Source organism: Micromonospora sp. NPDC050200, assembly GCF_040656135.1.
Taxonomy (GTDB): Bacteria; Actinomycetota; Actinomycetes; order Mycobacteriales; family Micromonosporaceae; genus Micromonospora.
The window spans coordinates 1-21,738 of the sequence record NZ_JBFALG010000049.1; the positions used below are offsets into that span (position 1 = coordinate 1).

The following is a 21,738-nucleotide window of genomic DNA, read 5'->3' on the forward strand; positions in this document are numbered from 1 at the left end:
GCGGCAGGGCGGGCCGGCTAGTCGTCGTACGCACGCGGCCCGCGGCCCGACGCCGGGGAGAGCGTCGGGTCGCGGGCCGCGACACCAGGCATCCTCGCGACCTGCGGCCCCGCCATCGCCCCCAACTCGTCGCGCGGGTGGTGCTGGGCGGTCCCGAGGTTTGTCGTGGTGGTGTCGTCGGTGCCGTCCCCGGGAGTGGTGTCCCCCACGCCGACCGTGGGGCCGGTCAGGTCGGTGTCGCGGCTGGCGTCGGCGGCGGCGTAGCCGACGGTGCCAGCGAAGAGCGCCCGACCGAAGTTCCGCCTCCTCCCCAGGGAGGAGACGGCGCTCCGACCGCCGGCCACAACCGGGGCCTGCGGTCGGGCGCGGTCCGGAGGCTGGGTCACCAGCATCTACAGGCATGACTACAGCACTGCGCCGGGCGGCACACTGGCACCGCCCCATGATGGTCTTCGTCTCGGCGATGGCGGTACTCGCCGTCGTCTCCGCGGTCGGCATCCTCGCCGACCCGCGCGTCCTCACCGGCGTTCCGATCTGGCTCAAGCCGTTCAAGTTCTCCGTGTCCTTCGTGCTGTACGGCACCACCCTCGCGTGGATGCTCTCCCTCCTGCCGCGACGTAGCCGGATCGCGGAGTGGGCGGGCACGGTCATCGTCGCGATGTCGCTGGCCGAGATGGTGATCATCGTCGGGCAGGTGCTGCGCGGCACGACCAGCCACTACAACGGGACGACCCCGCTGAACGCCGCCCTGTTCCAGGCGATGGGCGCGATGATCACAGTGCTGTTCGCCGCGCACTTCGTCATCGGGATCGTGGTGCTGCGTCAGCCGATCGCGGACCGGGCCGCCGCGTACGCGGTCGGGCTGGGGCTCGGCCTGTCCCTGCTCGGCATGCTGGCGGCGGTACCGATGGTGCTGCCCAGCCAGGAGGCCGGGATCGAGGGGATCAGCGGGGCGCACTCCGTGGGCGTACCGGACGGGGGGCCCGGGCTGCCGCTGGTCGGCTGGAGCACCACCGGCGGGGATCTGCGGATCGGGCACTTCGTGGGCCTGCACGCCTTGCAGTCGCTGCCGATCCTGGCGATCCTGCTGAGCCGGTTCCTCGGGACGCGGCTGGACGAGCGCAGTCAGGTGCGACTGCTGGTCGTCGCGGGCGGGGCCTACGGCGTACTCACGATCCTGTTGACCTGGCAGGCACTGCGCGGGCAGCCGCTGCTGCGCCCGGACGCGCTCACGCTGGCCGCCGTGGCGGCCCTGGTGGTGGCGACCGCGGCCGCCGCCGGGGTGGTCGTGGCCCGCCGACGCCGCCCGGAACTGGCGCTGGCCGCATGACCGGGACGCTGTTCACGCTGACGTTCGCGGTGGCCGCGCCGTTCTGGGCGCTGATGATCCTGCTGCCGCACTGGTCCCGGACCGCCCGCATCGTCCACTCGGCCTGGCCACCTACCTCGGGATCCGGGCCAGGTGCGTCCGGCCGGCGGTCGTTCCGGTCCGCGAGCCGCAGCGCCTAGGCTGATCGGCGTGGGGTGGGTGGGACGACTGTTCGACGCGCGAGACACGCTCGCGCGGATGCTGCTGCTCGACCTCAGTGGCGTCGGCTATCTGGTCTTCGGCACCCAGGCCGGACGCTCGCCGACGGTCACCCAGTGGATCCTCGCGGCGACCGCGTTCGCCGTCGCGCTGGGGTTCCACCGCCGGCCGCTGGGCAACCTGGTGGGGCAGGCCGCGCTGCTGGCGGTCGCGATCCAGGTCATCGACGACACGACGATCAACCAGGTGGGCGCCAGCTGGGCCCTGCTCGAGCTGGCCATGTGGGCGCCCCGGCCGCGGGTCATCTGGCTGGCCGCCGGGCTGCTGGCCACGGTCGACCTGACCAATTCGATCGGCGACCCGTTCCGACGGATCCTTTCCGGCGTCTTCGGCCTGACGGTGGAGGTCGGCGTGCCGCTGCTGCTCGGTCTGGTCATCCGGACCACCCGGGAACTCGCCCGGCAGGCCGAGGAGCGGGCGGCGGCGGAGCAGCGCCGGCGCGAGTCGGAGAGCCGTGCCACGCGCGCCGACGAACGCAGCGCCATCGCCCGCGAGCTGCACGACGTGGTCGCGCATCACGTGGCGTCGATGGTGCTGCGGGTCGGCGTGGCCCGGCACGTGCTGACGGACCTGGATCCGCGGGTGGGCGAGGTCTTCGACGACGTGCACGGCACGGGGAGCGCGGCCCTGGCGGATCTGCGCCGACTGGTCGCGGTCCTGCGCGACCCCGACGGGGTACGCGGCGACGCGGCGCTGACCGCGATCGAGCCGTCGGCGCTTCCCGCGGCACTCGGCGCGGCGGTCGATCGGGCCCGTCAGGCCGGTGTCACCGTGGAGGCCGACATCGACCCGGCGGTCGGTGCACTCGATGCGGTTCGGGGCCTGGCGGTGTTGCGACTGACCCAGGAGGCGCTGACCAACGTGGCCAAGCACGCCGGCACCTCCGCGCTGGCACGGCTGTCGGTTTCCGTCGTCGACGGGGCCGTCCACTGGGAGGTCTCGGACAACGGGCGCGGATGGGTGCCGGCGGAACTGCCGTCCGGTGGCGGCCACGGCATCACCGGCATGCGGGAGCGCGTCGAAGTCCTCGGCGGTCGGCTGGAGGCAGGTCCGACCGGCGCGGGTTGGCGGGCCCGCACCGTCCTCCCGGCCGCGGTCTCCGCCTCCGCGCCGACGGCTTCTCCCCTCCCGCCCGCCGTCACGCCGGCCCCGTCACCGCCCCGCGAACGCGAGGCCCCGGCCGCACCGCCCGCGCCGGAGCCGGCGTGATCCGCGTCCTGCTGGTCGACGACCAGCACCTCATCCGCGCGGGCCTGCGCATGCTCTGCGACGCCCAGCCCGACATCGAGGTCGTCGGCGAGGCCGACAACGGCCGGGAAGCGATCTCCCTCGCCGCGCGGCTCGTCCCCGACGTGGTCGTCATGGACCTGCGCATGCCCGGCGTCGACGGGATCACCGCGACCAGCCGTATCCTCGCCGACCGCCCCGCGACCCGTGTCCTGGTGCTGACCACGTTCGGCGACGACGACCACCTCTATCCCGCGCTGACCGCCGGCGCCTGCGGGTTCCTGCTCAAGGACGCACCGCCCGCCGACCTGCTCGACGGGATACGCCGGGCCGCCGCGGGCGACAGCCCGTTCAGCCAGGAGGTGCTGCAACGCCTGGTCCAGCGCGCGGTGCACGCCCGGTCGGAGACGCCGCAGCCGGCCCAGGGACTGACCGCACGCGAGCAGGACGTGCTGGACCTGGTCGCCGAGGGTCTGTCCAACACGGAGATCGCCGAGCGGCTCCACATCGGCGTCACCACGGTCAAGACCCACATCACCAGCCTGATGACCAAGACCAACAGCCCGAACCGGGTACGCCTGGCCCTGTTCGCCCGCGGCGCGTGAGCGACACCCCCCGCGCTCGGCGGACCGACTGCCATGGATGAGCACGACCGGGTCAGGGTCGCGGTGACACGCAGTAGACGTCACCGGAGTTGACCTCGTGGGGCAGCGACCGGAGATGCTCCGCCATCTCCGCCGCCGATTGCCACTCCCCGAGGGCCAGGGCCATGTCGTCGCCGAACGCGATGTTGAAAGCGTCGAAGCCGAGCGCCGTGAGACGGTCGACGCACCGCAGCGCCATCGCACGCTCGATCGTGGTGAATTCGAAGGACAGCGCGGGCAGCGGGCGGCTCAGCCCCGCCAGAACCGCCTCCTCGAACCCCTCGACGTCGATCTTGACGAAGGTCGGCGTGCCGTGACGGCCGATCAGGGAGTCGAGGGTGGTCGAGGCCACCTCGACCGTCGAGTCCCACACCTGGTCCTCCCAACCATCCGCGCCGTCCGCCGCATCGAGGAAATGGGAGGACGCGGTGGTCACCGTGGGATTGCGGGAGTTGACGTGCAGCCGGACGCTGCCGTCGTACGCCCCGCAGGCCGCCTCGACCAGCATGACGTCGTCCTCGCCGGCATAGATGGTCCGCATGGCGCGCAGGCACAGGGGCTGCGGCTCCACGGCCACGACGCGCGCCCCGAGCCGGCGGAAACTGCCGGTCCGGTCGCCCACGTGGGACCCGACGTCGAACACGAGATCACCCGCCTCGACGAAGCGCGCGTACAACTCGTCCATCGCCGCCTCGCGCGCCGGATCACCGTAGTAGAACTCCAGCGAGCGGCGAAGAGACGACATCGCCGGATCAGCCTTGAGTGCCTCAACCGCGCCGGTACGGGCCCACACCGGAAGACCCTAGCCCGCACCGGGACCGGGAACGCCCACTTCCCGACAAACCGGCACCGCACCGGACCGTTGCGTGCTCTGCCAGCCGGGTCGGTCCGAAGTCGCGCGTCCGGGTCGGCTCGGGCCCGTTCGTACGCCTGGTGGCCGGCTCGTCACCGTCTCACGGTGGTGTCCGCGCTGCTCCCGCGCCTCGGCGGGTAACCGTGACCGATCAGGTCCCGACGGCGAGAGGAGACGTCGATTGACTACCAGCAGTCGGACATCGAGGTGGTTTACCGGCTCGGTGACTGGCACAACTGGCATGACATCGTCCGGTGGCTCGAGCGCGGGTTGAGCCGCGACCAACAGGCGGACAACGAGCTCAGCGAGGTGGAGTCGCGGGAACTGCTGGATGGCTTCCGCCAGCTCGACCAGCGGGGCGAGCGCTTCACCACCGATCCGGCCGCCGCCTACCGGGCGCTGCAGACCACCCACTGACGCGAGGAGACGAACCACGGCGCGATCTGTCCGAGATGACCGCCGGCCAGGTGCGGAAGCAGGCCGAGCGGGCCGGCATCGACAACACCGACCAGATGACGAAGGACCAGATGGTCGCCGCACTGGGCGGCACGGCGAACGCCAACCGCGGCGGCGGCCAGACCCGGAAGTACCCGAAGCCGAAGGGGGCAGCCCGCAGGACTACAAGAACGTGCCGGGCAACCAGACCTGACCCTGCCGGAACGCCGGGTGCCGGTGCCCCTCGGGGCACCGGCACCCGGCGTCACGATTCCGTTGTCGGTCGCTCGGCGGCCGGGACACCATCGGCTGGGCCGGTACGGGCCGGCGGGCCGCCCGGTCAACCCCGGCGCCAGGCCAGGGCAGCCAGCGCCGCGCCGGTGAGTCCGGCGGCGCCGACCAGCCGGTGCCGGGCGGTCGAGGGCCGGCATCGACGGCGGGTCCGCCAGGCCCCGCACGAAGGCGAGCACGTGTCGGACCTACGTGCCGGGGTAACCGGCGCGGACCGCGTCGAGCGACGCGAGGGGCGGGAGGCGGCATGTCGCCAGCGGACCGGGACGGGCACGCGGACGCCCCGGCGCCGCCGGCCGTGCTGCGCACCTACGCGTTGCTCGCCGACGGGCACCGGGGCGGGCTGGTCGGCCCGGACGGCGAGGTGGGTTGGCTCTGTGCCCCCGGCTGGTCGGACTCCGCCGTGTTCAGCTCGCTGCTCGGCGGGGCGGGCCGCTACCTGCTGACCCCGACCGCCCGTTTCGTCTGGGGTGGGCACTACGAGCCCGGATCGCTGATCTGGCTCAGCCGGTGGGTGACGGTGGACGGGATCGTCGAGTCCCGGGAGGCCCTGGTCTTCCCCGGTGACCCGCACCGGCTGGTGCTGCTGCGCCAGGTCCGCGCCCTGGACCGCCCGGCGGTTCTCCGGGTGGTACTGGACCCGCGGGCGGACTTCGGTCGGGAGCCCGTCCGCGACGTCGCCCGGGACGACGGCCGGTGGCTCGCCCGCACGGGTCGGCTGCACCTACGGTTCCACGGCGGGGCGGACCTGCGGCCCGGTCCGGAGCAGTTCCTGGCCGGCGAGTTGGCCGTCCCGGCCGGTGGCCGGCACGACCTGGTGCTGGAGGTGTCGACGGCCCCGCTGGACCGGCCCTGCGACCCGCCGGACGAGCTGTGGCGGATCACCGAGCACCACTGGGGGTCGGTCGTGCCGTCGCTGGCAGGCGCCGCGGAGCGGGACGCGGTGCTGGCGTACGCGGTGCTGCGCGGGATGACCCGGCCGGGCGGAGGCATGGTCGCCGCGGCGACCACCGCCCTGCCGGAACGGGCGATGGCCGGCCGCAACTACGACTACCGGTACGCGTGGATCCGCGACCAGTCCTTCGCCGGGCAGGCCTCCGCGCTGGTCGGCCGGTACGACCTGCTGGACGACGCGGTCGCCTTCCTGACCGCACGGCTGCTGGCCGACGGGGACCGGATGGCTCCCGCGTACACCGTGGACGGGACGCCCGTGCCGCACCCGCAGCGGCTGGACCACCTGCCCGGCTATCCGGGTGCCCGGGTGTGCACCGGGAACTGGGTGCGGGATCAGTTCCAGCTCGACCCGTTCGGCGAGGTGCTCATGGTGCTCGCGGCGGCGGACCGGCTGGGCCGGCTGGACGGCGACGCACACCGCGCGATGGAGGTGGCGGCGGCGGTCGTCGAGCGACGTTGGTCGGAGCCGGACTCAGGGATCTGGGAGTTGCCGGCGCGACAGTGGACACACTCGAAGCTGACCTGCGTGGCCGGGTTGCGGGCGGCGGCCCGGGTGGCTCCGGCCAACCAGGCCGCACGCTGGTCCGCCCTGGCCGACCGGATCCTCGCCGACGCCGCGACGCACGGCCTGAGCCGGGACGGGCACTGGCAGCGGGCGTACGACGACGTCCGGGTCGACGCCGCGTTGCTGCTGCCGGGGATCCGCGGCGCGCTGCCGCCGCACGACCCGCGGACCGAGCAGACCCGCCGGGCCGTGCTGGCGGAACTGGCGGCGGACGGGTACCTCTACCGGTTCCGGCCCGACCCCCGGCCGCTCGGCGACGCGGAGGGGGCGTTCCTGCTGTGCGGGTTCGCCGCGGCGCTCGCCGCCTGGCAGGCCGGCGACGCGGTGCGGGCCAACCGGTGGTTCGAGCGCAACCGGGCCGCGTGCGGCCCGCCCGGCCTCTACACCGAGGAGTACGACGTCCGCCAGCGGCAGCTACGCGGCAATCTGCCGCAGGGGTTCGTGCACGCGCTGATGCTGGAGACGGCCGTCACCCTGGGTCAGGTCGACCCCTGCCGGTGAGCCCGCCGGTCAGCGACCGGGGCCGGCGATCAGGGCCAGCCCGGTCTCCGGGTCGACCCGCTTCGCCAGCTCCGGCGCGACCTCGGTGACGATCACCTCGAGGGTGGGCCAGACCTGGGCCCGGAGCAGGTGTCCGCCCACCGTGCTGCCGTCGGCGCGGCCCAGCACGGCGTGCGCGTGCAGCACCGGCTCGCCGTCGCGGGCCGCCACATCGCCCAGCAATGACAGCACCTCCACCTGCTCCCGCACCGGGATGCGGCGGTACTCGCCGCGCTCCGGGTCGAACCAGCCGACGTCGGCCTCCCGGAACCCGCCGACCGCGGTGACCCGTCCGGCACGCAGCCCGTGGCGGTGCAGCGCGCCACCGAGCACGCTGACCGGCTCCTCCCCCTTGTCGCAGACCACCACCAGCACCCGTCCGGTGGGGTGGTGCAGCTCCTCGGCTCTCATCGTTCTCCTTCGGTCGTTCGGGCCGTCCGCCGGCCGACCACCGCCCAGCCGGTGGCGATGCTGGCGTCGGCCACGGCAGCGGGGGGCCGGCGCCGGTCGACGGCGGCGCCGGCGGGCAGCGGCGTCGGCGCGGTCCACCTCAGGCCACCCGGTACCGGCGGGCGTCGTCCGACCGGAACTCCAGGCCGTTGCCGGGCCGGTCCAGCGGCACCGGGACGCTGCCGCCGGTGGCCGGCACCGCCCCGTCGAACAGCATCGACTCGATCCGGACGTGGTCGTGGAACCACTCCAGGTGTCTGAGGTTGGGCGTGGCCGCGGCGACCGGCAGGTGCTGGTGCGGCGCGCAGTGCCCGGAGACCTCCAGCCCGGCGGCGGCGGCCACCGCGGCGGCGCGGAGGAACTCGCTGATCCCGCCGCACCGGGTGACGTCGATCTGGAGGCAGTCGACGTACGGGGCCATGCGGTGGAAGTAGACCAGGTCGTAGCCGTACTCACCGGCCGTCACGTCGGGCACCACCCGGTCGCGGATCAGCCCGAGCCCGGTCAGGTCGTCGGAGCTGACCGGTTCCTCGTACCAGCGCACGTCGAGGTCGGCGGCGGCGTGGGCCACCCGGATCGCCTGCTTGCGCTGGTAGCCGCCGTTGGCGTCGACGTACAGCTCGGCGTCGTCGCCGATGGTCCGCCGGGCCGCCGCCATCCGGGCCAGGTCCCGGGCCACCTGGGTCCCGCACGACTCCCCGATCTTGATCTTCACGCGGGGGATGCCCTCGACGTGCACCCAGCCGGCGAGCTGCCGGTGCTGCCGCGCGTCGTCGTAGGTGGTGAAGCCGCCGCTGCCGTAGACCGGCACCTCCCGGCGGGCGACGCCGAGCAGCCGGGCCAACGGCAGGCCGTGCCGGCGGGCCTTGAGGTCCCAGACGGCGCAGTCGGCGGCGGACAGCGCCAGCCCCGCGATGCCGGGCCGGCCGGCGTTGCGCAGCCGCCGCCGCATCGCCGTCCACACCGCCGGCACGTCGTCCGGGTCGAGATCCGCCACCACCGGGGCGAGCAGGTCCGCCACCACCGGCACCACGGCCGCCGGCCCGTACGTCCAGCCGATCCCGGCGTGGCCGTCGGCCTCGGCCCGGACCAGCACCAGGGTGGTGCTGGTCCAGGCCAGGGTGCCGTCGCCCTCCGGCGCGTCGGTGGGCACCTGGTACGCCTCGGCGGTCAGCCGCACTCCGGTCACCGTGCCCTGCGGCCGGCCCGGGCGGCGAGCGCGGCCACCGGGCCGAGCACGGCGAGCCCGACCAGACCGGCGGCGGCCCAGCGGGCGGCCCGGGACGGTGGCCGGGGCCGGTCGGCCCAGCTCAGTTCCGGCCGGGGCGGCACGGACCCGCCGCGCAGTCCGGCGCGGAGCAGCTCGGCCAGGTGGATCGCGGACCGGCCGCCGGCGGCGCTCTGCTCCACCTGCGTACGGCAGCTGAACCCGTCGGCGAGGATGACGTCGGTGTCGGCGGCGTCGCGGACGGCGGGCAGCAGCACCCGTTCGGCGCACGCCTCGGAGACCTCGTAGTGCCCCTGCTCGAAACCGAAGTTGCCGGCCAGCCCGCAGCAGCCGGAGTCGAGGAAGTCGGCCCGGACCCCGGACGCCGACAGCACCGCCTGATCGGCGGTGGTGCCGAGGATCGCGTGCTGGTGGCAGTGCGTCTGGATCAGCGCGTGCGCCGGCACCGACGGCGGGCGCCAACCCGGGCTGTGGTCGTGCAGCAGCTCGGCGAGCGTGACGGTCTGCTCGCGCAGCTTGGTCACGTCCTTGTCGCTGGGGAAGAGCTCGTGGGCGTCGCTGCGGAACACGGCGGTGCAGCTCGGCTCCAGCCCGACCACCCGGGTGCCGGCCCGCAGGTGCGGGCGCAGCACGTCCACGGTTCGCTGGAGCACCTTCTGGGCGACCCCGAGCTGACCGGTGGAGATCCAGGTCAGCCCGCAGCAGACCGGCTGGTCCGGTACGCGTACCCGCCAGCCGGCCGCCTCCAGCACCTCGACCGCGGCCTGGGCGATGCCCGGGTGGAAGTGGTTGGTGAAGGTGTCCGGCCAGAGCAGCACCTCGCCGCGCGACCCGTCCCCGCCCGGGGTCCGGCGGGCGAACCAGCGCTGGAACGACTCGGGGGCGAAGGGCGGGATGTCGCGGCGCTGGTCGATGCCGCCGACCGCCTTGGCGAGCCGGCTCAGCCCGGGCGCCTGTGCGAGGGCGTTCACCACCCGGGGCCCGATCGCGGCCACGGCGGCCGCCGCCGGCAGCCAGCCCATCGAGTAGTGCGATCGGGGGCGCGGCCGGCCCGCGTAGTGGTGGGACAGGAACTCCGCCTTGTAGGTCGCCATGTCCACGTTGACCGGGCAGTCCGCCTTGCAGCCCTTGCAGGCCAGGCAGAGGTCCAGGGCGTCGCGGACCGCGTCGGAGCGCCAGCCGTCGCCGATGACCCCGCCTCGGGCGGTGCCGTCGAGCATCTCGAACAGCAGCCGGGCGCGGCCGCGGGTGGAATGCTCCTCCTCGCGAGTGACCATGTAGGAGGGACACATCACCCCGCCGTGCTCCCGCCGGCACTTGCCCACGCCGACGCAGCGCAGCACGGCGCGGCCGAAGCTGCCGGAGTCGTCCGGGTAGCGGAACCGGGTCTGCACGTCGCCGTGGTTGTAGTCGACGCCGAGCCGAAGGTGACTGTCCAGCGGGTAGGGGGCCACCGCCTTGCCCGGGTTCATCCGGTCGTCGGGGTCGAAGATGGCCTTGAACTGCCCGAAGGCGCGGATCAGCCGGTCGCCGAACATCTTCACCAGCAGTTCGCCCCGGGCCTGCCCGTCGCCGTGCTCCCCCGAGAGGGACCCCCCGTACGAGACCACCAGATCGGCGGCGCGTTCGATGAACGAGCGGAACTGGCGTACCCCCGCCGCCGTCGTCATCTCGAACGGGATCCGGGTGTGTACGCACCCCTGCCCGAAATGCCCGTACAGCGACGCCTGCTCGAAGCCGTACTCCCGGAAGAGCTGGTCGAGGTCACGCAGGTAGCCGCCCAGCCGGTCGGGCGGGACCGCCGAGTCCTCCCAGCCTTCCCAGGTGTCGCGCTCGCCGGGCACCCGCGCGGTGGCACCGAGCCCGGACTCCCGGACCAGCCACATCTGCTCCTCGTCCGCCGGGTTGTCGAACCGGTGCACGGCCGGCCCGCCGTCGCGGCGCAGCGCGTCGATCATCCGGTCGGCGGCGGCGTCCGCGTCGGCGGTGGTCGCGCCGCCGAACTGGACCATCAGCCAACCGCCGCCCTCGGGCAGCTTGTGCAGAGCCTCCGGATGCAGGTTCTTGCGCCTCTCGAAGGCGATCAGCTTGTCGTCGAGTCCTTCGACCGCGATGGGGTCGTACCGCAGGATGCGCGGCACGTCGTCGCCAGCCGCGGCGATGTCCGGGTAGAACAGGAACACCAGGGATTTGGCCGGCACCACCGGCAGCAACTTCAGCCGGGCTCGCAGCACGGTGACCAGCGTCCCCTCGGAACCGACCAGCGCCTGCGCCACGTGGAAGTTCTTTTCCGGCAGCAGGCTGTCCAGGTTGTAGCCGGAGACCCGGCGCGGGATGTCCGGGTAGCGGGTGCGCACCTCCATCAGGTATTCGTCCCGCAGGGCCCGGAGCTGGCGGTAGATCTCGGCCCGGCGGCCGCCCCGGCGCTGGATCTCGGCGTACTGCTCGTCCGTGGTCTCCCCGACCCACATCCGGGTGCCGTCGTAGAGCAGCACCTCCATGTCGACGATGTTGTCGACCACCTTGCCGCTGCGCTGCGCGGTCGACCCACACGAGTTGTTGCCGATCATCCCGCCGATGGTGCAGTTCTCGTGGGTGGACGGCCGCGGGCCGAACTCCAACCCGTGGGGTGCCAGCAGGTCGTTGAGCGTGTCGAGCACGATCCCCGGCTCGACCAGGCAGGTGCCCGACTGCTGGTCGACCTCCAGCAGCCGGTTGCAGTACTTCGACCAGTCGATGACCACTGCCACGTTCGTGACCTGACCACCCAGGCTGGTACCGCCGCCGCGGGAGAGCACCGGCACCCCGTGCCGCCGACACGTGTCGACGGCGGCCACCGCCGCCTCGACGGTACGTGGCACCACCAGGCCGAGCGGCACCTGCCGGTAGTTGGAGCCACCGCTGGCGTACGCCGCCCGGGAGCCGGCGTCGAAGCGGACCTCCCCGTCGACCCCGGCGCTCAGCTCGGCGGCGAGCGCCGCCAGGTCGATGTCGTGCGCTGGTTCGGGTGGGCGCAGGACGGGCTCGGGCAGGAGCACGCTGGTGGTCGGCGCGGTCCGTCCCGCGGTGCCGGTGACCCGCCGGCTCATGACCGCAGCTCGTTGATCTTGTCACGGGCCACGGTGGCGAGCGTGGCGACCTGGTGCGGCTGGCCGCGCAGGAACGCCTCGGTGAAGTGCTTGGCCTGGTCGTACTTCACCTTGCCCGGCATGGGCGGCTCGTACGGGTTGACGTCGCAGTCGACCAGCGCCGGACCCGGGTGGGCCAGCGCCTCCCGGATCGCCCCGGGCACTGCCTTCGGGTCGGTGATCTTGGCGCCGTACGCGCCGCACGCGCGGGCCCAGGCGCTGAAGTCCGCCTCCGGCTGGCGGTGGCGCACCGCGTACTCGGGGTAGCCGAGGATGACCTGTTCCCAGAGGATCTGGCCGTACGCGTTGTTGTTGTTGATGATCACCTTGATCGGCAGCTCGTGCCGGACGGCGGTGAGGAACTCGGCCATCAGCATGGCGAACCCGCCGTCCCCGACGAACGCGATCACCTGCCGGCCCGGGTACGCGTGCTGCATGGCGATCGCGTACGGCAGGCCCGGCGCCATGGTGGCGAGGTTGCCGGAGAGGTAGAACTCGCGCCCGCCGCGGATGGTCCAGTGCCGGGCCGCCCAGGTGGCGATGGTGCCGGAGTCGCAGGTCAGGATCGCGTCGGAGGTGGCCGCCTGGTCCACGCAGCTGATCAGGTACTGCGGGGCGATCGGGTCGCGGGACGGGTCCTGCAGGGCGACCATGTCGGCACGCCAGGCGTCCCGCTTCTGCTGGTACGTCGTCAGGAAGGACCGGTCGCCGCGGGCCTCGATCATCGGCAACAGCTGCTGCAACGCCAGCTTGGCGTCGGCGGTGACCGCGGCGTCCACCGGCAGCCGCATGCCGATCAGACTGGCGTCGATGTCGATCTGCACCACCCGGGCCTGCCCCGGCGACGGCAGGTACTTCCCGTACGGGAAGGAGGTGCCGACCATCAGCAGCGTGTCGCACTCCTCCATCAACTCCTCGCTCGGTTTCGTGCCGAGCAGGCCGAGGCCGCCGGTGGTGAGCGGGTGGTCGTCGGGGACCACCATCTTGCCGGGCAGCGTCTTGACGATCGGGCTGGCCAGCGCCTCCGCCACGGCGAGGACCTCGGCGCGGGCGTGCCGGGCGCCGACCCCGACCAGCATCGCGACCTTCTTCCCCGCATTGAGCACCTCCGCCGCACGGACCAGGTCGGCCTGCTCCGCCGGCACCGCGGGCTGTGACACCACCGGGCTGCTCATCGGCGGCTCTCCCGGGCTGACGTGCCGGTACGGGTCCTCCCCCGCCGCGGCGACCTGCACGTCGTTGGGGAAGGTCAGGTGGGCGACGCTCCGCTTGGCCAGCGCGTGCCGGATGGCGATGTCGAGCACGCCCGGCATCTGCTGCGGGTTGGTGACCATCAGGTTGTAGGCCTCGGCCACGTCCTGGTACAGCAGCGCGGTGTGCACCTCCTGCTGGTAGTGCGCGCCGAGCACCGAGGTCTCCTGCATGCCGGTGATGGCCAGCACCGGCACGTGGTCGAGCTTGGCGTCGTACAGCCCGTTGAGCAGGTGGATGGCGCCCGGGCCGGAGGTGGCGGCGCAGACCCCCAGCCGCCCGGTCGCCTTGGCGTAGCCGGTGGCCATGAAGGCCGCCGCCTCCTCGTGGTGCACCAGCACGAACGTCAGCTTCTCCCGCTGCCGCCGGAAGCCCTCCATCAGGCCGTTGATGCCGTCGCCGGGGAGGCCGAAGACCGTGTCGACCCCCCATTCGACCAGCCGCCGGGCCAGGCTCTCGCCCACTATCTCCTGCACGTCTCTCCTCCTCGTCCTGACGGTCGGCCGTCCGCTCCCGGCGGTGGGAGGCGGCCCGGAACCGGACACTCGCCCCAGGGCCTGATGTCGCCACGGCTACCCGGCGACGGTCCCGACAAACCCGGCACACCGGCATGATTTACGCCGCCGTAGCGGGCCGGAGCGGCACACCCCCGCCTCGGATCGCCGCGCGCATCGGCATCACGGCGCCTTCCGGGCGAGGACGGACAGGCGACCCCGCTTTTCCAGCACCGCCAGCTGCACCACCCCCGCCGAGCGTGCTCGGATCGCCCACCAGCCACGTCACGGTGGTCCCGATCCCTCCGCCGGTTCAGGGTCGGCCCGGTCGCCGGGCGGCGGGTCACGGTCGGCCGGGGGCCGGCGCCGGTCGCGCCGCTGGCGCAGCGCCGCCACCAGCAGCGACACCCCCATGGCGACATCACCCCAGCGACGCAGCGCGGCGCGGACCCGCCCCGGCGGCGCGGCGGGTGGCGGCCCGGGAACCACCACCCGGTCGACCCCGGGATACGCCAGCCGGGCGGCCGACGCCGCCTCCTCCTCGGTCAGCACCGCCCGGTTACCCAGGAGGCTGACCGCGCCGGAGGAGTCCCGGTAACGCCAGCGCCACACCTCGCCCTCCGGCCACAGCTCGATCCGCTCCCCCGGCCGGTCCGGCGCCGGCAGCTCCGGCTCGTCGTGGCCGTCCGCTGGGGCGCTCGGCCCCCGTACGGTCCTCAGGTCCGCCCGGGTCAGCGCGCCGACCCCGCCGGCGCCGCTGCGGCGCAGGGCCCGGGTGATCAGGAACGCGAGCGCCCCGGCGAGCACCGGCAGGACGAGGACCAGCACCCGCAGTACCGACAGCACGTCGTAGATCGGCAGCCGCAGCAGCCGGGCGATGATGTCGTCGCCGGCCGCGATCACCAGCACGCCGTAGAAGGTCAGCGCGGCGACCCCGACACCGATGCGGACCGGGTGGTCGCGGGGACGGTCGAGCAGGTGGTGCTGCCGCCGGTCCTTCGTCCGCAGCCGCTCGGCGAACGGCCAGGCGTACAGCGCCAGGAAGGTCAGCCCGCCGAGTACGACACCGGGAAAGAACGGCCCTGGCACCAGGTGGCCGGCGATCCGGATCTCCCAGGGCGGGAAGAGCCGCAGGGCGCCGTCGCCCCAGGCGACGTACCAGTCGGGTTGGGCGGGCATGGTGGATTGGGCGGGCTCGAACGGGCCGTAGAGCCAGATCGGGTTGATCTGCACCAGCCCACTCAACGCGAAGAGCACCGCCAGCACCCAGGCGAACAGCGCCAGCGAGCGCAGCGTGTAGCTGGGCCACAACCGCGAACCGACCACGTTGTGCTCGGTCCGCCCGGGACCCGGGAACTGGCTGTGCTTCTGCCGGACGATCATCGCCAGGTGCGCCGACACCAGGGCGACGAGGACGGCGGGCACCAGCAGCACGTGGGTGACGAACAACCGAGGGATCATCACGTCCGAGGGGAACTCGCCGCCGAGGGCGAGCGACGCCAGCCACACCCCGACCAGGGGGATGGACTCCACCACGGACACGATGATCCGTAGCCCGAGGCCGGAGAGCAGGTCGTCCGGCATCGAGTAGCCGGTGAAGCCGTTGGCCAGGGCCAGGGCCAGCATGGTGACGCCGACCAGCCAGTTGAGCTCCCGGGGCCTGCGGAAGGCTCCGGTGAAGTAGATCCGGATCAGGTGCACCACGATCGCGGCGACGAAGACGAGGGCGGCCCAGTGGTGGGTCTGCCGGATCAACATCCCGGCTCGGACGTCCCAGCTCAGCCGCACGGTGGAGGCGTACGCGGCGGAGGTGGTGCTGCCGTCCAACGGCGCGTACGAGCCGTGGTAGACGCGGTCGGCGGAGCTGGCGTCGAAGAAGAAGGTCAGGTAGACGCCGGTGAGGATCAGCGCGACGAACGAGTAGAGGGCGATCTCCCCGAGCATGAACGACCAGTGGTCAGGGAAGACCTTGGCCAGGCCCCGGCGGGTGATCGGGGAGAGCCGGAGCCGGTCGTCCAACGCCCGGGCGAGTCGGTCGAGAATCACGGCCGGCTCCAGAAGCCGGCACCGGGCGGGCCGGTGAAGTCACCCCTGGCCCGCAGGAACCCGTCCGGCCCGACCTCGATCGGCAGGCCGGGCAACGACCGGGCGGCCGGGCCGGCGATCGGTCGAGCGTCGGCGAACAGGTCGAACGACGACTGGTGGCAGGGACAGAGCAACCGTCCAGTGCCCTTGAGGTAGACCCGCACGGGGCAGCCGGCGTGGGTGCAGAGCAACGAATAGACCACCAGCCCGGCGAGGTGGCCGCCGGAGGGTGGCCGGGCGAAGCGTTCCGGCTCCAGTCGCACCGCGAACGCGGGAGCGTCGCCGGCGTCCAGGTGCCCCTCCGGGAACACCCCGACCATGGTGTTCGCCGGCACGTCCTCGGGCCGCAGGGGGCGTCCGTCACTGGTCACCAGCCGGACGTCCGGCCCCCACGGGGTCTCCTTCAACGCCTCGACCGGGCGGGCCCGGTCCCCCGGCAGCAGCGACCGCAGCGGGAACAGCGCCGCGGCGCCGAGTGCGGTCAGCGCCACGCCGAGCGCGGCGAGCAGGCCGCGCCGCCGTACCGGACTGTCCGGCGCGGCGAGCACCGCGGCGGTCATCGCCTGCTCCGTCGGGGCCGACGTGAACCCCTCGTGCTCCTCGACGTAGCCGCCGACCGGTACCAGGCGCCTGCCCCAGACGGCGAGGCCGACCGCCAGCCCGGCGAAAGCCACCGCGAGGCAGACGCCTTCCCACTGGGTGTGGCCACCCAGTCCATAGGTCACCGCGAACCCGACGGCGCCGGCGGCGCTGGTCAGGAAGGCGAGCACGATCCGCCGGCTCACCCCCGGCGGGTCGGCCGGCACGGGCCGGCGGCTCTCGTTCACTCCCCCGCCCTCCTGCCCAGCCAGCGGACCGCCGCGACGAGCAGCCCGAGCACCGCGATCCAGGCGACCAGGCCCTCGGCCAGCGGACCGAGCCGCCCGAGCGGGTTCCCGCCCCGGTCCAGTCGCTCGGTCCGCAACTGCCGCAGGTAGCTGGCGACGTCGTCGACCTGCTGGTCGGTCAGCACCTGGCTGGGGAACACCGGCATGAGTCCGGGGCCGACCCGGGTCGCCTCGGCGACCTGCACCGCCGTCGCCTCGTACAACGGCGGGACGATCCAGCCGTCGGTCAGCTCGCCACCGGAGCCCGTCGCCCCGTGGCAGGGGGCACAGTTGGCGGCGAAGATCTCCCGTCCGGCGCTCGCGCTGCCCGGCGCGACCTGCGGGATCCGCGGCCCGCCGCCGCCGAAGCTGGCGACGTGGTCCACCAGGGCGGCGATCTCGCCGGCCGAGAAGACCGGCTCGGATCGCCGGGGCTGCCGCATCTCGTACGGGATCGGCATCCGGCCGGTGGAGAGCTGGAAGTCCACCGAGGCGGGCCCCACGCCCACCAGGGATGGTCCGCGCTGGGTGCCCTGGCCCTGCTGGCCGTGGCAACTGGCGCACTGCTGCCGGTAGAGCTCGGCGCCACGGTCACCGGCGCTCGGCGCCGGTGTCGGCTGCCCGGTGGCCGCGCCGCCGGCAGTCGGTGCGGCGCCGGCCGCGCCGTCGGGCGTCGGGCTCGCGGCCAGCGCCGCCGGCCCGGTGCCGAGCAGGAGCACGGCGCTGACCGCGAGCATGCGGCGCGGATGCCAGCGCCGCTTTCGTCCACTCACCGCTCGCTGCCGCACGGCTCAGTCCAGGGTGAAGAGGTAGGCGGCGATGTCCTGGGCGTCGATCGGGCTCACGCCGAGGTCGGGCATGGCGGTGCCCGGCTCGACCGACTGCGGGTTGGCGATCCAGTGCCGCAGGTTGTCGCCGTTGTTCGGCAGCTCGCCGGCGATGTAGGAGCGTGCGCCGAAGCGGTTCAGCGGCGGCCCGACCAGGCCGTTCGCCTGGTCGATGCCGGGGATGGTGTGGCAGGAGCCGCAGCCGTACTGGGCGATCAGTTCGGCGCCCCGGGCGGGTCGGCCGGCGCGTACCTCGGGCGGCGGAGGCGGGTCGGTGCTGGCGCAGCCGGGGGCGGCGAGCAGGACGGGCAGTGCCAGCAGCGCCCACCGGGTACGGATCCGCGTCGTCATCACCCGACCCCCTCGGTACGCGCCACCGGCACCATTCCGCCCGGTTCCGGGGAGGTCACCCGGTCCGGCCGCTGCCCCTGCAGCTTCAGCAGCCAGCGCAGGAAGACGGCCAGCGTGGCGATCAGCACCGCCACGTCCATCGGGGCCCACATCAGCAGGCCGGCGAGCTGCTGGTCGGCGAGCGGGTCGGGGCCGAGCACCCGGAGCGGGTAGACGGGCTGCGGCGCGAAGGTGAGCACCGCGCCCAGGGCCGAGGCCGGCAGCATGGTGCCGACCAGCAGCAACATCGCGGCCGGGGTGGGCAGCCGGTGCCGGGCCACGCCGAGCACCGGCGCCCAGAGCAGCCAGGCGGCGCCGAGGAAGCAGGCGTGTTCCAGCGCGTGCAGGGCGGGCTGCTCCAGCGCGGCCAGGTAGGGCCCGGGCAGGTGCCAGAACCACAGCACCAGCGTCTGCCCGCCGCCGGCGACGAACGCCGCGATGGTCGGTCGGCGCAGCCACCGGGCCGGTGGGCTGGTCCGGAGTCGGGCCAGCCGCCGGCGCAGCGGCACCGGGCAGGCGAGGGTCAGCGGCAGCCCGGCCCCGCCGGCGGCGAGCAACGGCCCGGCGACCAGCATCAGGACCATGTGTTGCGTCATGTGGCCGGTGAAGGAGCGCTCGGCGAACCCGGCCGCCGGTCCGTTCTGGACGGCCAGCGCGATCACCAGTCCGCCGGCGAACGCGGCGACCCGCCAGCCGGGCAGCACCCCGCCCGCGCCGCGCCGGGCCCACAGCTCGTGCACCCCGCGCCCGTAGCCGGCGGCGAGCAGGGCGACCGCCGCGGCGAGCAGGATGGCCAGCAGCCCGGCCAGGACGGACGGGTCGGCCGGCGGGCCGCCGTTCGCGCTCACCGCTGGCATGGCGGCAGCACCAGCAGGGCGGCTCCGCCCAGCACGATGATGGTCAGGAAGAGCAGGTTCGACCAGATCCCCAGCACGGCGAGCATCCGGCTGCGCCCCAGCGAGCGGTCCTCCCCCGGCCGCGGCGGGGTGGTACGCCGCCAGACGAGGGCGGCGGCCAGCAGCGCGCCGACGGTGGCCAGCGCGGGCAGCACCACCGCCAGCGCGACGACCAGGCGCAGGGGAACCGCGCCGACGCGGTCGGAGCCGCCGGCACAGGTCAGCTCGTCCACGCCCCAGGCGCCGAACAGGTGCACCGCCCAGGCCAGCGCCCCGCCGAGGACGGCGTACCAGAGCAGCAGCCCGCCGGCGAGCCGGGCGCGGGGGCCGGGATGCGCGCCCATCACAGTCTCGGCGAGAGGTAGATGGTGAACAGGATGGCGGCCCAGACGACGTCGACGAAGTGCCAGTAGATGGCGACGTTGCGCACCCGGTCGTGGCGGTACGCGCCGAAGGTGCCGCCGCGCAGCGAGGCGGCCAGCAGCCAGCAGATCATGGTCAGCCCGACCAGGACGTGCAAGCCGTGGAAGCCGGTGATGACATAGAACAGCGAGCCGTAGGCGTCGGTGGTCATGGTGAACTCGCGCAGCGTCTCGGCGTACTCGGTGGCCAGCAGGGTCAGGAACGTCGCCCCGAGCAGCAGGGTGGCCGCCAGGCCGGAGTGCAGCCGCCAGCGTTGCCCGTGCCGGATGCCGCGCTCGGCCCAGATCATCGGGAGGCTGCTGGGCAGCAGCACCACGGTCATCACCAGTGGACGCAGCAGCGTTGGTTCCCTGATGCCGTCGGGGGGCCACGGTGAGCCGTGCTGGAAGCGCAGGTAGTAGTAGCTGCCGAGCAGGCAGGCGAAGAGGGTCGCCTCGGTGGCGACGACCAGCACCATGCCCCACCAGCCGGTGGAGCGGCCGACCGGCAGTTCGGTGGTGAGCGCCTCGGTGCCGGTGGCCGCCGCGATGCCTTCCCGCGCGCTCACGCCGCCACCTCAGTTCGCGACTGCGGGGCTCGCAAACCCGGCTCACTCCTCGCGCTCACGCCGCCACCTCAGTTCGCGACTGCGGGGCTCGCAAACCCGGCTCACTCCTCGCGCTCACGGGCTCACCCCGAGTTCCCGGTCCGGGCGCCGCGGCGGCCAGAGCCAGACGGCCAGGGTCGCGGCCACCGCCAGTACGGCCACGGCGGCGATCGGGTACCAGGCGAGGAGCATCGAGGTGAAGAAGACGAGCAGCTCCAGCGCGAGCAGCAGCGGTTGCAGGGACGGCTCGGGCATCTCCGCCGCCCGCTCGCGCCGGGCGTCCAGCTCGCTGGTGAGCAGCGTCCTGCGTCCGTCGGCGAGGATCCGGTCCTCGGTGGCGTCGGCGCCCATCGAGGACCGGCTGGCGTCGTCCCAGGTCGGGTGCAGGCTGTGCACCTGGGGCAGGACGGGAAAGTTGTACGGCTTCGGCGGCGAGTCGGTGGACCACTCCAGGCTGTCGCCGCCCCACGGGTCCGGCGGCGCGGGTCTGCCCCGCCGGACGGCGTGGACCACCCCGACCAGCACGAGCAGCAGCCCGATCGCGAGCAGGTACGACCCGGCGGTGCTGACCAGGTTCCACCCGTCCCAGCCCGGTTCGCTGCGGTAGGTGTAGACCCGCCGCGGCATGCCGAAGAGGCCGTAGAGGTGCATCGGGAAGAACGTGACGTGCATGCCGGCGAAGACCAGCCAGAACGCCCACCGGCCCAACCCCTCGTGGTACATCCGGCCGGTGATCTTCGGCAGCCAGTAGTAGGCGCCGGCGAGCATCGGGAACACCGCCCCGCCGATCAGCACGTAGTGGAAGTGCGCCACCACGAAGTACGAGTCGGTGACCTGCTGGTCGAACGCGGTCAGCGCGAACATCGCCCCGGTGAGGCCGCCCAGCACGAAGGTCACGATGAACCCGATGAGGAACAGCAGCGGAACGCGGAGCACCACCCGGCCGAGCAGCATGGTGGCCAGCCAGGCGAAGATCTGGATGCCGGACGGGATGGTGATGACCGTGCTGGCCGCGCTGAAGAAGCTGTATGACAGCTGCGGCAGCCCGGTGGCGAACATGTGGTGCACCCACACGCCGAAGGAGATGATCGCGATGGACACGATGGAGAGCGCGACCAGGGCGTAGCCGACCACACCGCGGCGGGTGAAGGCGGGCAGCACCGCCGAGACGATGCCGAGCGCCGGCATCACGATGATGTAGACGTCCGGGTGCCCGAAGATCCAGAACAGGTGCTGCCAGAGCAGCACGTTCCCGGCGGCCTCCGGGTCGAAGAAGTGGGTGCCGAACCGGCGGTCGAGGAAGAGCATCGCGTTGTCCACGTTCAGCGCGGGCAGCGCGAAGATCACCATGAAGGCGGTGGCGACGATGGCCCACACGAACAGCGGCACCCGGGTGAGGGACATGCCGGGGGCGCGCAGCTTGAGCGCGGTGACGATGAAGTTGATGGACGCGGCGGTGGTGGCGATGCCGAGGAAGAGCAACCCGAGGGTGTAGACGTCGATGTGCAGGCCGGGGTCGTTCTGCTCCCCGGTCAGCGGCACGTAGGCGAACCAGCCGCCGTTCGGGGCCGCGCCGAAAGGCAGGCTCGCCCACATGAAGAGCCCGGCGAACAGGAAGACCCAGTAGCCGAGCGCGTTCAGCTTCGGGAAGGCCATGTCCCGGGAGCCGATCATCAACGGAACCAGGAAGTTGCCGAAGCCGAAGAGCATCGGCGTCGCGAACAGGAAGATCATCGCGGTGCCGTGCATCGTGAAGAGCTGGTTGTACTCCTGCGGCGAGAGCAGCCGGGACTCCGGGCGGGCGAGCTGGGTGCGCATGACCAACGCGCTGATCCCGGCGAGCGCGAAGAACAGCCAGGCGGTGACCAGGTAGCGCCGCCCGATCTTCTTGTGGTCGACGGTGCTGAGCCACGACCGCAGCCCGGGGCGTTCCGCCCAGTGCTCCGCCAGCCGGGCCAGGTCCTCCTGGCCGGCGCCGTCGACCGGTGTGGCGGTCGTGGACATCTCCCCTCCTCCC

20 protein-coding genes are annotated in these 21,738 nt (G+C 73.3%); 6 read left to right on the forward strand and 14 right to left on the reverse strand.

Translation table 11 applies throughout. From position 1 onward, the window contains the following. Positions 1 to 17 precede the first annotated feature (17 nt). Positions 18 to 386, reverse strand: a complete 369-nt coding sequence (locus AB0I41_RS26175) for a hypothetical protein (RefSeq protein WP_357112677.1) — start codon at positions 384 to 386, stop codon at positions 18 to 20. A 14-nt stretch (positions 387 to 400) separates the two neighbouring features. On the opposite strand from AB0I41_RS26175, the gene AB0I41_RS26180 reads away from it, so the two are divergent. The 4 genes from AB0I41_RS26180 to AB0I41_RS26195 are packed head-to-tail and all read left to right on the forward strand — an operon-like array spanning position 401 to position 3,420. Continuing rightward, positions 401 to 1,330: a hypothetical protein gene (locus tag AB0I41_RS26180; protein WP_357112680.1), complete on the forward strand. Its 930-nt coding sequence runs from the start codon at positions 401 to 403 to the stop codon at positions 1,328 to 1,330. Further along, the gene (locus tag AB0I41_RS26185; RefSeq protein WP_357112683.1) at positions 1,327 to 1,509 is read left to right on the forward strand and encodes an abscisic acid-deficient protein Aba4 family protein; all 183 of its coding nucleotides are present in this window, start codon (positions 1,327 to 1,329) and stop codon (positions 1,507 to 1,509) included. The genes AB0I41_RS26180 and AB0I41_RS26185 overlap by 4 nt, the downstream gene beginning before the upstream one ends. Before the next feature lie 10 nt (positions 1,510 to 1,519). Then, positions 1,520 to 2,797, forward strand: a complete 1,278-nt coding sequence (locus AB0I41_RS26190; RefSeq protein WP_357112685.1) for a histidine kinase — start codon at positions 1,520 to 1,522, stop codon at positions 2,795 to 2,797. Further along, positions 2,794 to 3,420: a response regulator transcription factor gene (locus tag AB0I41_RS26195; RefSeq protein ID WP_357112688.1), complete on the forward strand. Its 627-nt coding sequence runs from the start codon at positions 2,794 to 2,796 to the stop codon at positions 3,418 to 3,420. Before AB0I41_RS26190 ends, AB0I41_RS26195 begins: the two co-directional genes overlap by 4 nt. A 52-nt stretch (positions 3,421 to 3,472) precedes the next feature. Here the strand turns inward: AB0I41_RS26195 and AB0I41_RS26200 are convergent, their stop codons facing one another. Further along, positions 3,473 to 4,204: an FkbM family methyltransferase gene (locus AB0I41_RS26200; RefSeq protein WP_357112800.1), complete on the reverse strand. Its 732-nt coding sequence runs from the start codon at positions 4,202 to 4,204 to the stop codon at positions 3,473 to 3,475. A gap of 315 nt (positions 4,205 to 4,519) precedes the next feature. Here AB0I41_RS26200 and AB0I41_RS26205 point away from each other — a divergent pair, with 315 nt between their 5' ends. Both AB0I41_RS26205 and AB0I41_RS26210 read left to right on the forward strand, forming a co-directional pair. Further along, positions 4,520 to 4,729 carry a hypothetical protein gene (locus AB0I41_RS26205; RefSeq protein ID WP_357112691.1) on the forward strand — a complete coding sequence of 70 codons (210 nt, stop codon included), beginning with the start codon at positions 4,520 to 4,522 and terminating at the stop codon, positions 4,727 to 4,729. A 556-nt stretch (positions 4,730 to 5,285) separates the two neighbouring features. After that, positions 5,286 to 7,058: a glycoside hydrolase family 15 protein gene (locus AB0I41_RS26210; protein WP_357112694.1), complete on the forward strand. Its 1,773-nt coding sequence runs from the start codon at positions 5,286 to 5,288 to the stop codon at positions 7,056 to 7,058. Between the two features lie 9 nt (positions 7,059 to 7,067). On the opposite strand, the gene AB0I41_RS26215 is transcribed toward AB0I41_RS26210, so the two are convergent. The 12 genes from AB0I41_RS26215 to ctaD all read right to left on the reverse strand — a co-directional run bounded on the left by AB0I41_RS26215 (position 7,068) and on the right by ctaD (position 21,725). Next, a complete protein-coding gene (locus tag AB0I41_RS26215; RefSeq protein WP_357112697.1) occupies positions 7,068 to 7,508 on the reverse strand; it encodes a PPC domain-containing DNA-binding protein in 441 nt (146 codons plus the stop codon). Positions 7,509 to 7,647: 139 nt separating this feature from the next. Then, the gene (locus AB0I41_RS26220) at positions 7,648 to 8,727 is read right to left on the reverse strand and encodes an enolase C-terminal domain-like protein (protein WP_357112699.1); all 1,080 of its coding nucleotides are present in this window, start codon (positions 8,725 to 8,727) and stop codon (positions 7,648 to 7,650) included. 5 nt (positions 8,728 to 8,732) lie between these two features. Further along, complete coding sequence (locus AB0I41_RS26225; protein WP_357112702.1) at positions 8,733 to 11,864, reverse strand: FAD-binding and (Fe-S)-binding domain-containing protein; 3,132 nt, start codon at positions 11,862 to 11,864, stop codon at positions 8,733 to 8,735. Next, positions 11,861 to 13,630 (reverse strand): thiamine pyrophosphate-dependent enzyme, encoded by a 1,770-nt coding sequence (locus AB0I41_RS26230; protein ID WP_357112705.1) that lies wholly within the window; start codon positions 13,628 to 13,630, stop codon positions 11,861 to 11,863. Before AB0I41_RS26230 ends, AB0I41_RS26225 begins: the two co-directional genes overlap by 4 nt. A 303-nt stretch (positions 13,631 to 13,933) precedes the next feature. After that, a complete protein-coding gene (locus AB0I41_RS26235; RefSeq protein ID WP_357112708.1) occupies positions 13,934 to 15,694 on the reverse strand; it encodes a cytochrome bc complex cytochrome b subunit in 1,761 nt (586 codons plus the stop codon). After that, complete coding sequence (locus AB0I41_RS26240; RefSeq protein ID WP_357112710.1) at positions 15,691 to 16,560, reverse strand: Rieske (2Fe-2S) protein; 870 nt, start codon at positions 16,558 to 16,560, stop codon at positions 15,691 to 15,693. The genes AB0I41_RS26235 and AB0I41_RS26240 overlap by 4 nt, the downstream gene beginning before the upstream one ends. Then, positions 16,557 to 17,372, reverse strand: coding sequence for a c-type cytochrome (locus AB0I41_RS26245; protein ID WP_357112713.1), 816 nt, complete (start codon positions 17,370 to 17,372; stop codon positions 16,557 to 16,559). Before AB0I41_RS26245 ends, AB0I41_RS26240 begins: the two co-directional genes overlap by 4 nt. An 18-nt stretch (positions 17,373 to 17,390) precedes the next feature. Next, positions 17,391 to 17,777, reverse strand: a complete 387-nt coding sequence (locus AB0I41_RS26250; RefSeq protein ID WP_357112716.1) for a c-type cytochrome — start codon at positions 17,775 to 17,777, stop codon at positions 17,391 to 17,393. Then, a complete protein-coding gene (locus AB0I41_RS26255; RefSeq protein ID WP_357112718.1) occupies positions 17,777 to 18,664 on the reverse strand; it encodes a cytochrome c oxidase assembly protein in 888 nt (295 codons plus the stop codon). Before AB0I41_RS26255 ends, AB0I41_RS26250 begins: the two co-directional genes overlap by 1 nt. Beyond that, a complete protein-coding gene (locus AB0I41_RS26260; protein ID WP_357112721.1) occupies positions 18,661 to 19,056 on the reverse strand; it encodes a hypothetical protein in 396 nt (131 codons plus the stop codon). Before AB0I41_RS26260 ends, AB0I41_RS26255 begins: the two co-directional genes overlap by 4 nt. After that, positions 19,056 to 19,682 (reverse strand): heme-copper oxidase subunit III, encoded by a 627-nt coding sequence (locus tag AB0I41_RS26265; protein ID WP_357112723.1) that lies wholly within the window; start codon positions 19,680 to 19,682, stop codon positions 19,056 to 19,058. The genes AB0I41_RS26260 and AB0I41_RS26265 overlap by 1 nt, the downstream gene beginning before the upstream one ends. Positions 19,683 to 19,796: 114 nt before the next feature. Continuing rightward, a complete protein-coding gene (gene ctaD, locus AB0I41_RS26270; protein WP_357112726.1) occupies positions 19,797 to 21,725 on the reverse strand; it encodes a cytochrome c oxidase subunit I in 1,929 nt (642 codons plus the stop codon). Positions 21,726 to 21,738 lie beyond the last annotated feature (13 nt).

What these genes read in the sequence shown, in the direction of transcription:
- AB0I41_RS26210 (WP_357112694.1), top strand. Translation starts at nt 5,286, where the DNA reads ATGTCGCCAGCGGACCGGGACGGGCACGCGGACGCCCCGGCGCCGCCG.
- AB0I41_RS26250 (WP_357112716.1), bottom strand. Translation starts at nt 17,777, where the DNA reads ATGACGACGCGGATCCGTACCCGGTGGGCGCTGCTGGCACTGCCCGTC.
- AB0I41_RS26185 (WP_357112683.1), top strand. Translation starts at nt 1,327, where the DNA reads ATGACCGGGACGCTGTTCACGCTGACGTTCGCGGTGGCCGCGCCGTTC.
- ctaD (WP_357112726.1), bottom strand. Translation starts at nt 21,725, where the DNA reads ATGTCCACGACCGCCACACCGGTCGACGGCGCCGGCCAGGAGGACCTG.
- AB0I41_RS26260 (WP_357112721.1), bottom strand. Translation starts at nt 19,056, where the DNA reads ATGGGCGCGCATCCCGGCCCCCGCGCCCGGCTCGCCGGCGGGCTGCTG.
- AB0I41_RS26225 (WP_357112702.1), bottom strand. Translation starts at nt 11,864, where the DNA reads ATGAGCCGGCGGGTCACCGGCACCGCGGGACGGACCGCGCCGACCACC.
- AB0I41_RS26180 (WP_357112680.1), top strand. Translation starts at nt 401, where the DNA reads ATGACTACAGCACTGCGCCGGGCGGCACACTGGCACCGCCCCATGATG.
- AB0I41_RS26215 (WP_357112697.1), bottom strand. Translation starts at nt 7,508, where the DNA reads ATGAGAGCCGAGGAGCTGCACCACCCCACCGGACGGGTGCTGGTGGTG.
- AB0I41_RS26200 (WP_357112800.1), bottom strand. Translation starts at nt 4,204, where the DNA reads ATGTCGTCTCTTCGCCGCTCGCTGGAGTTCTACTACGGTGATCCGGCG.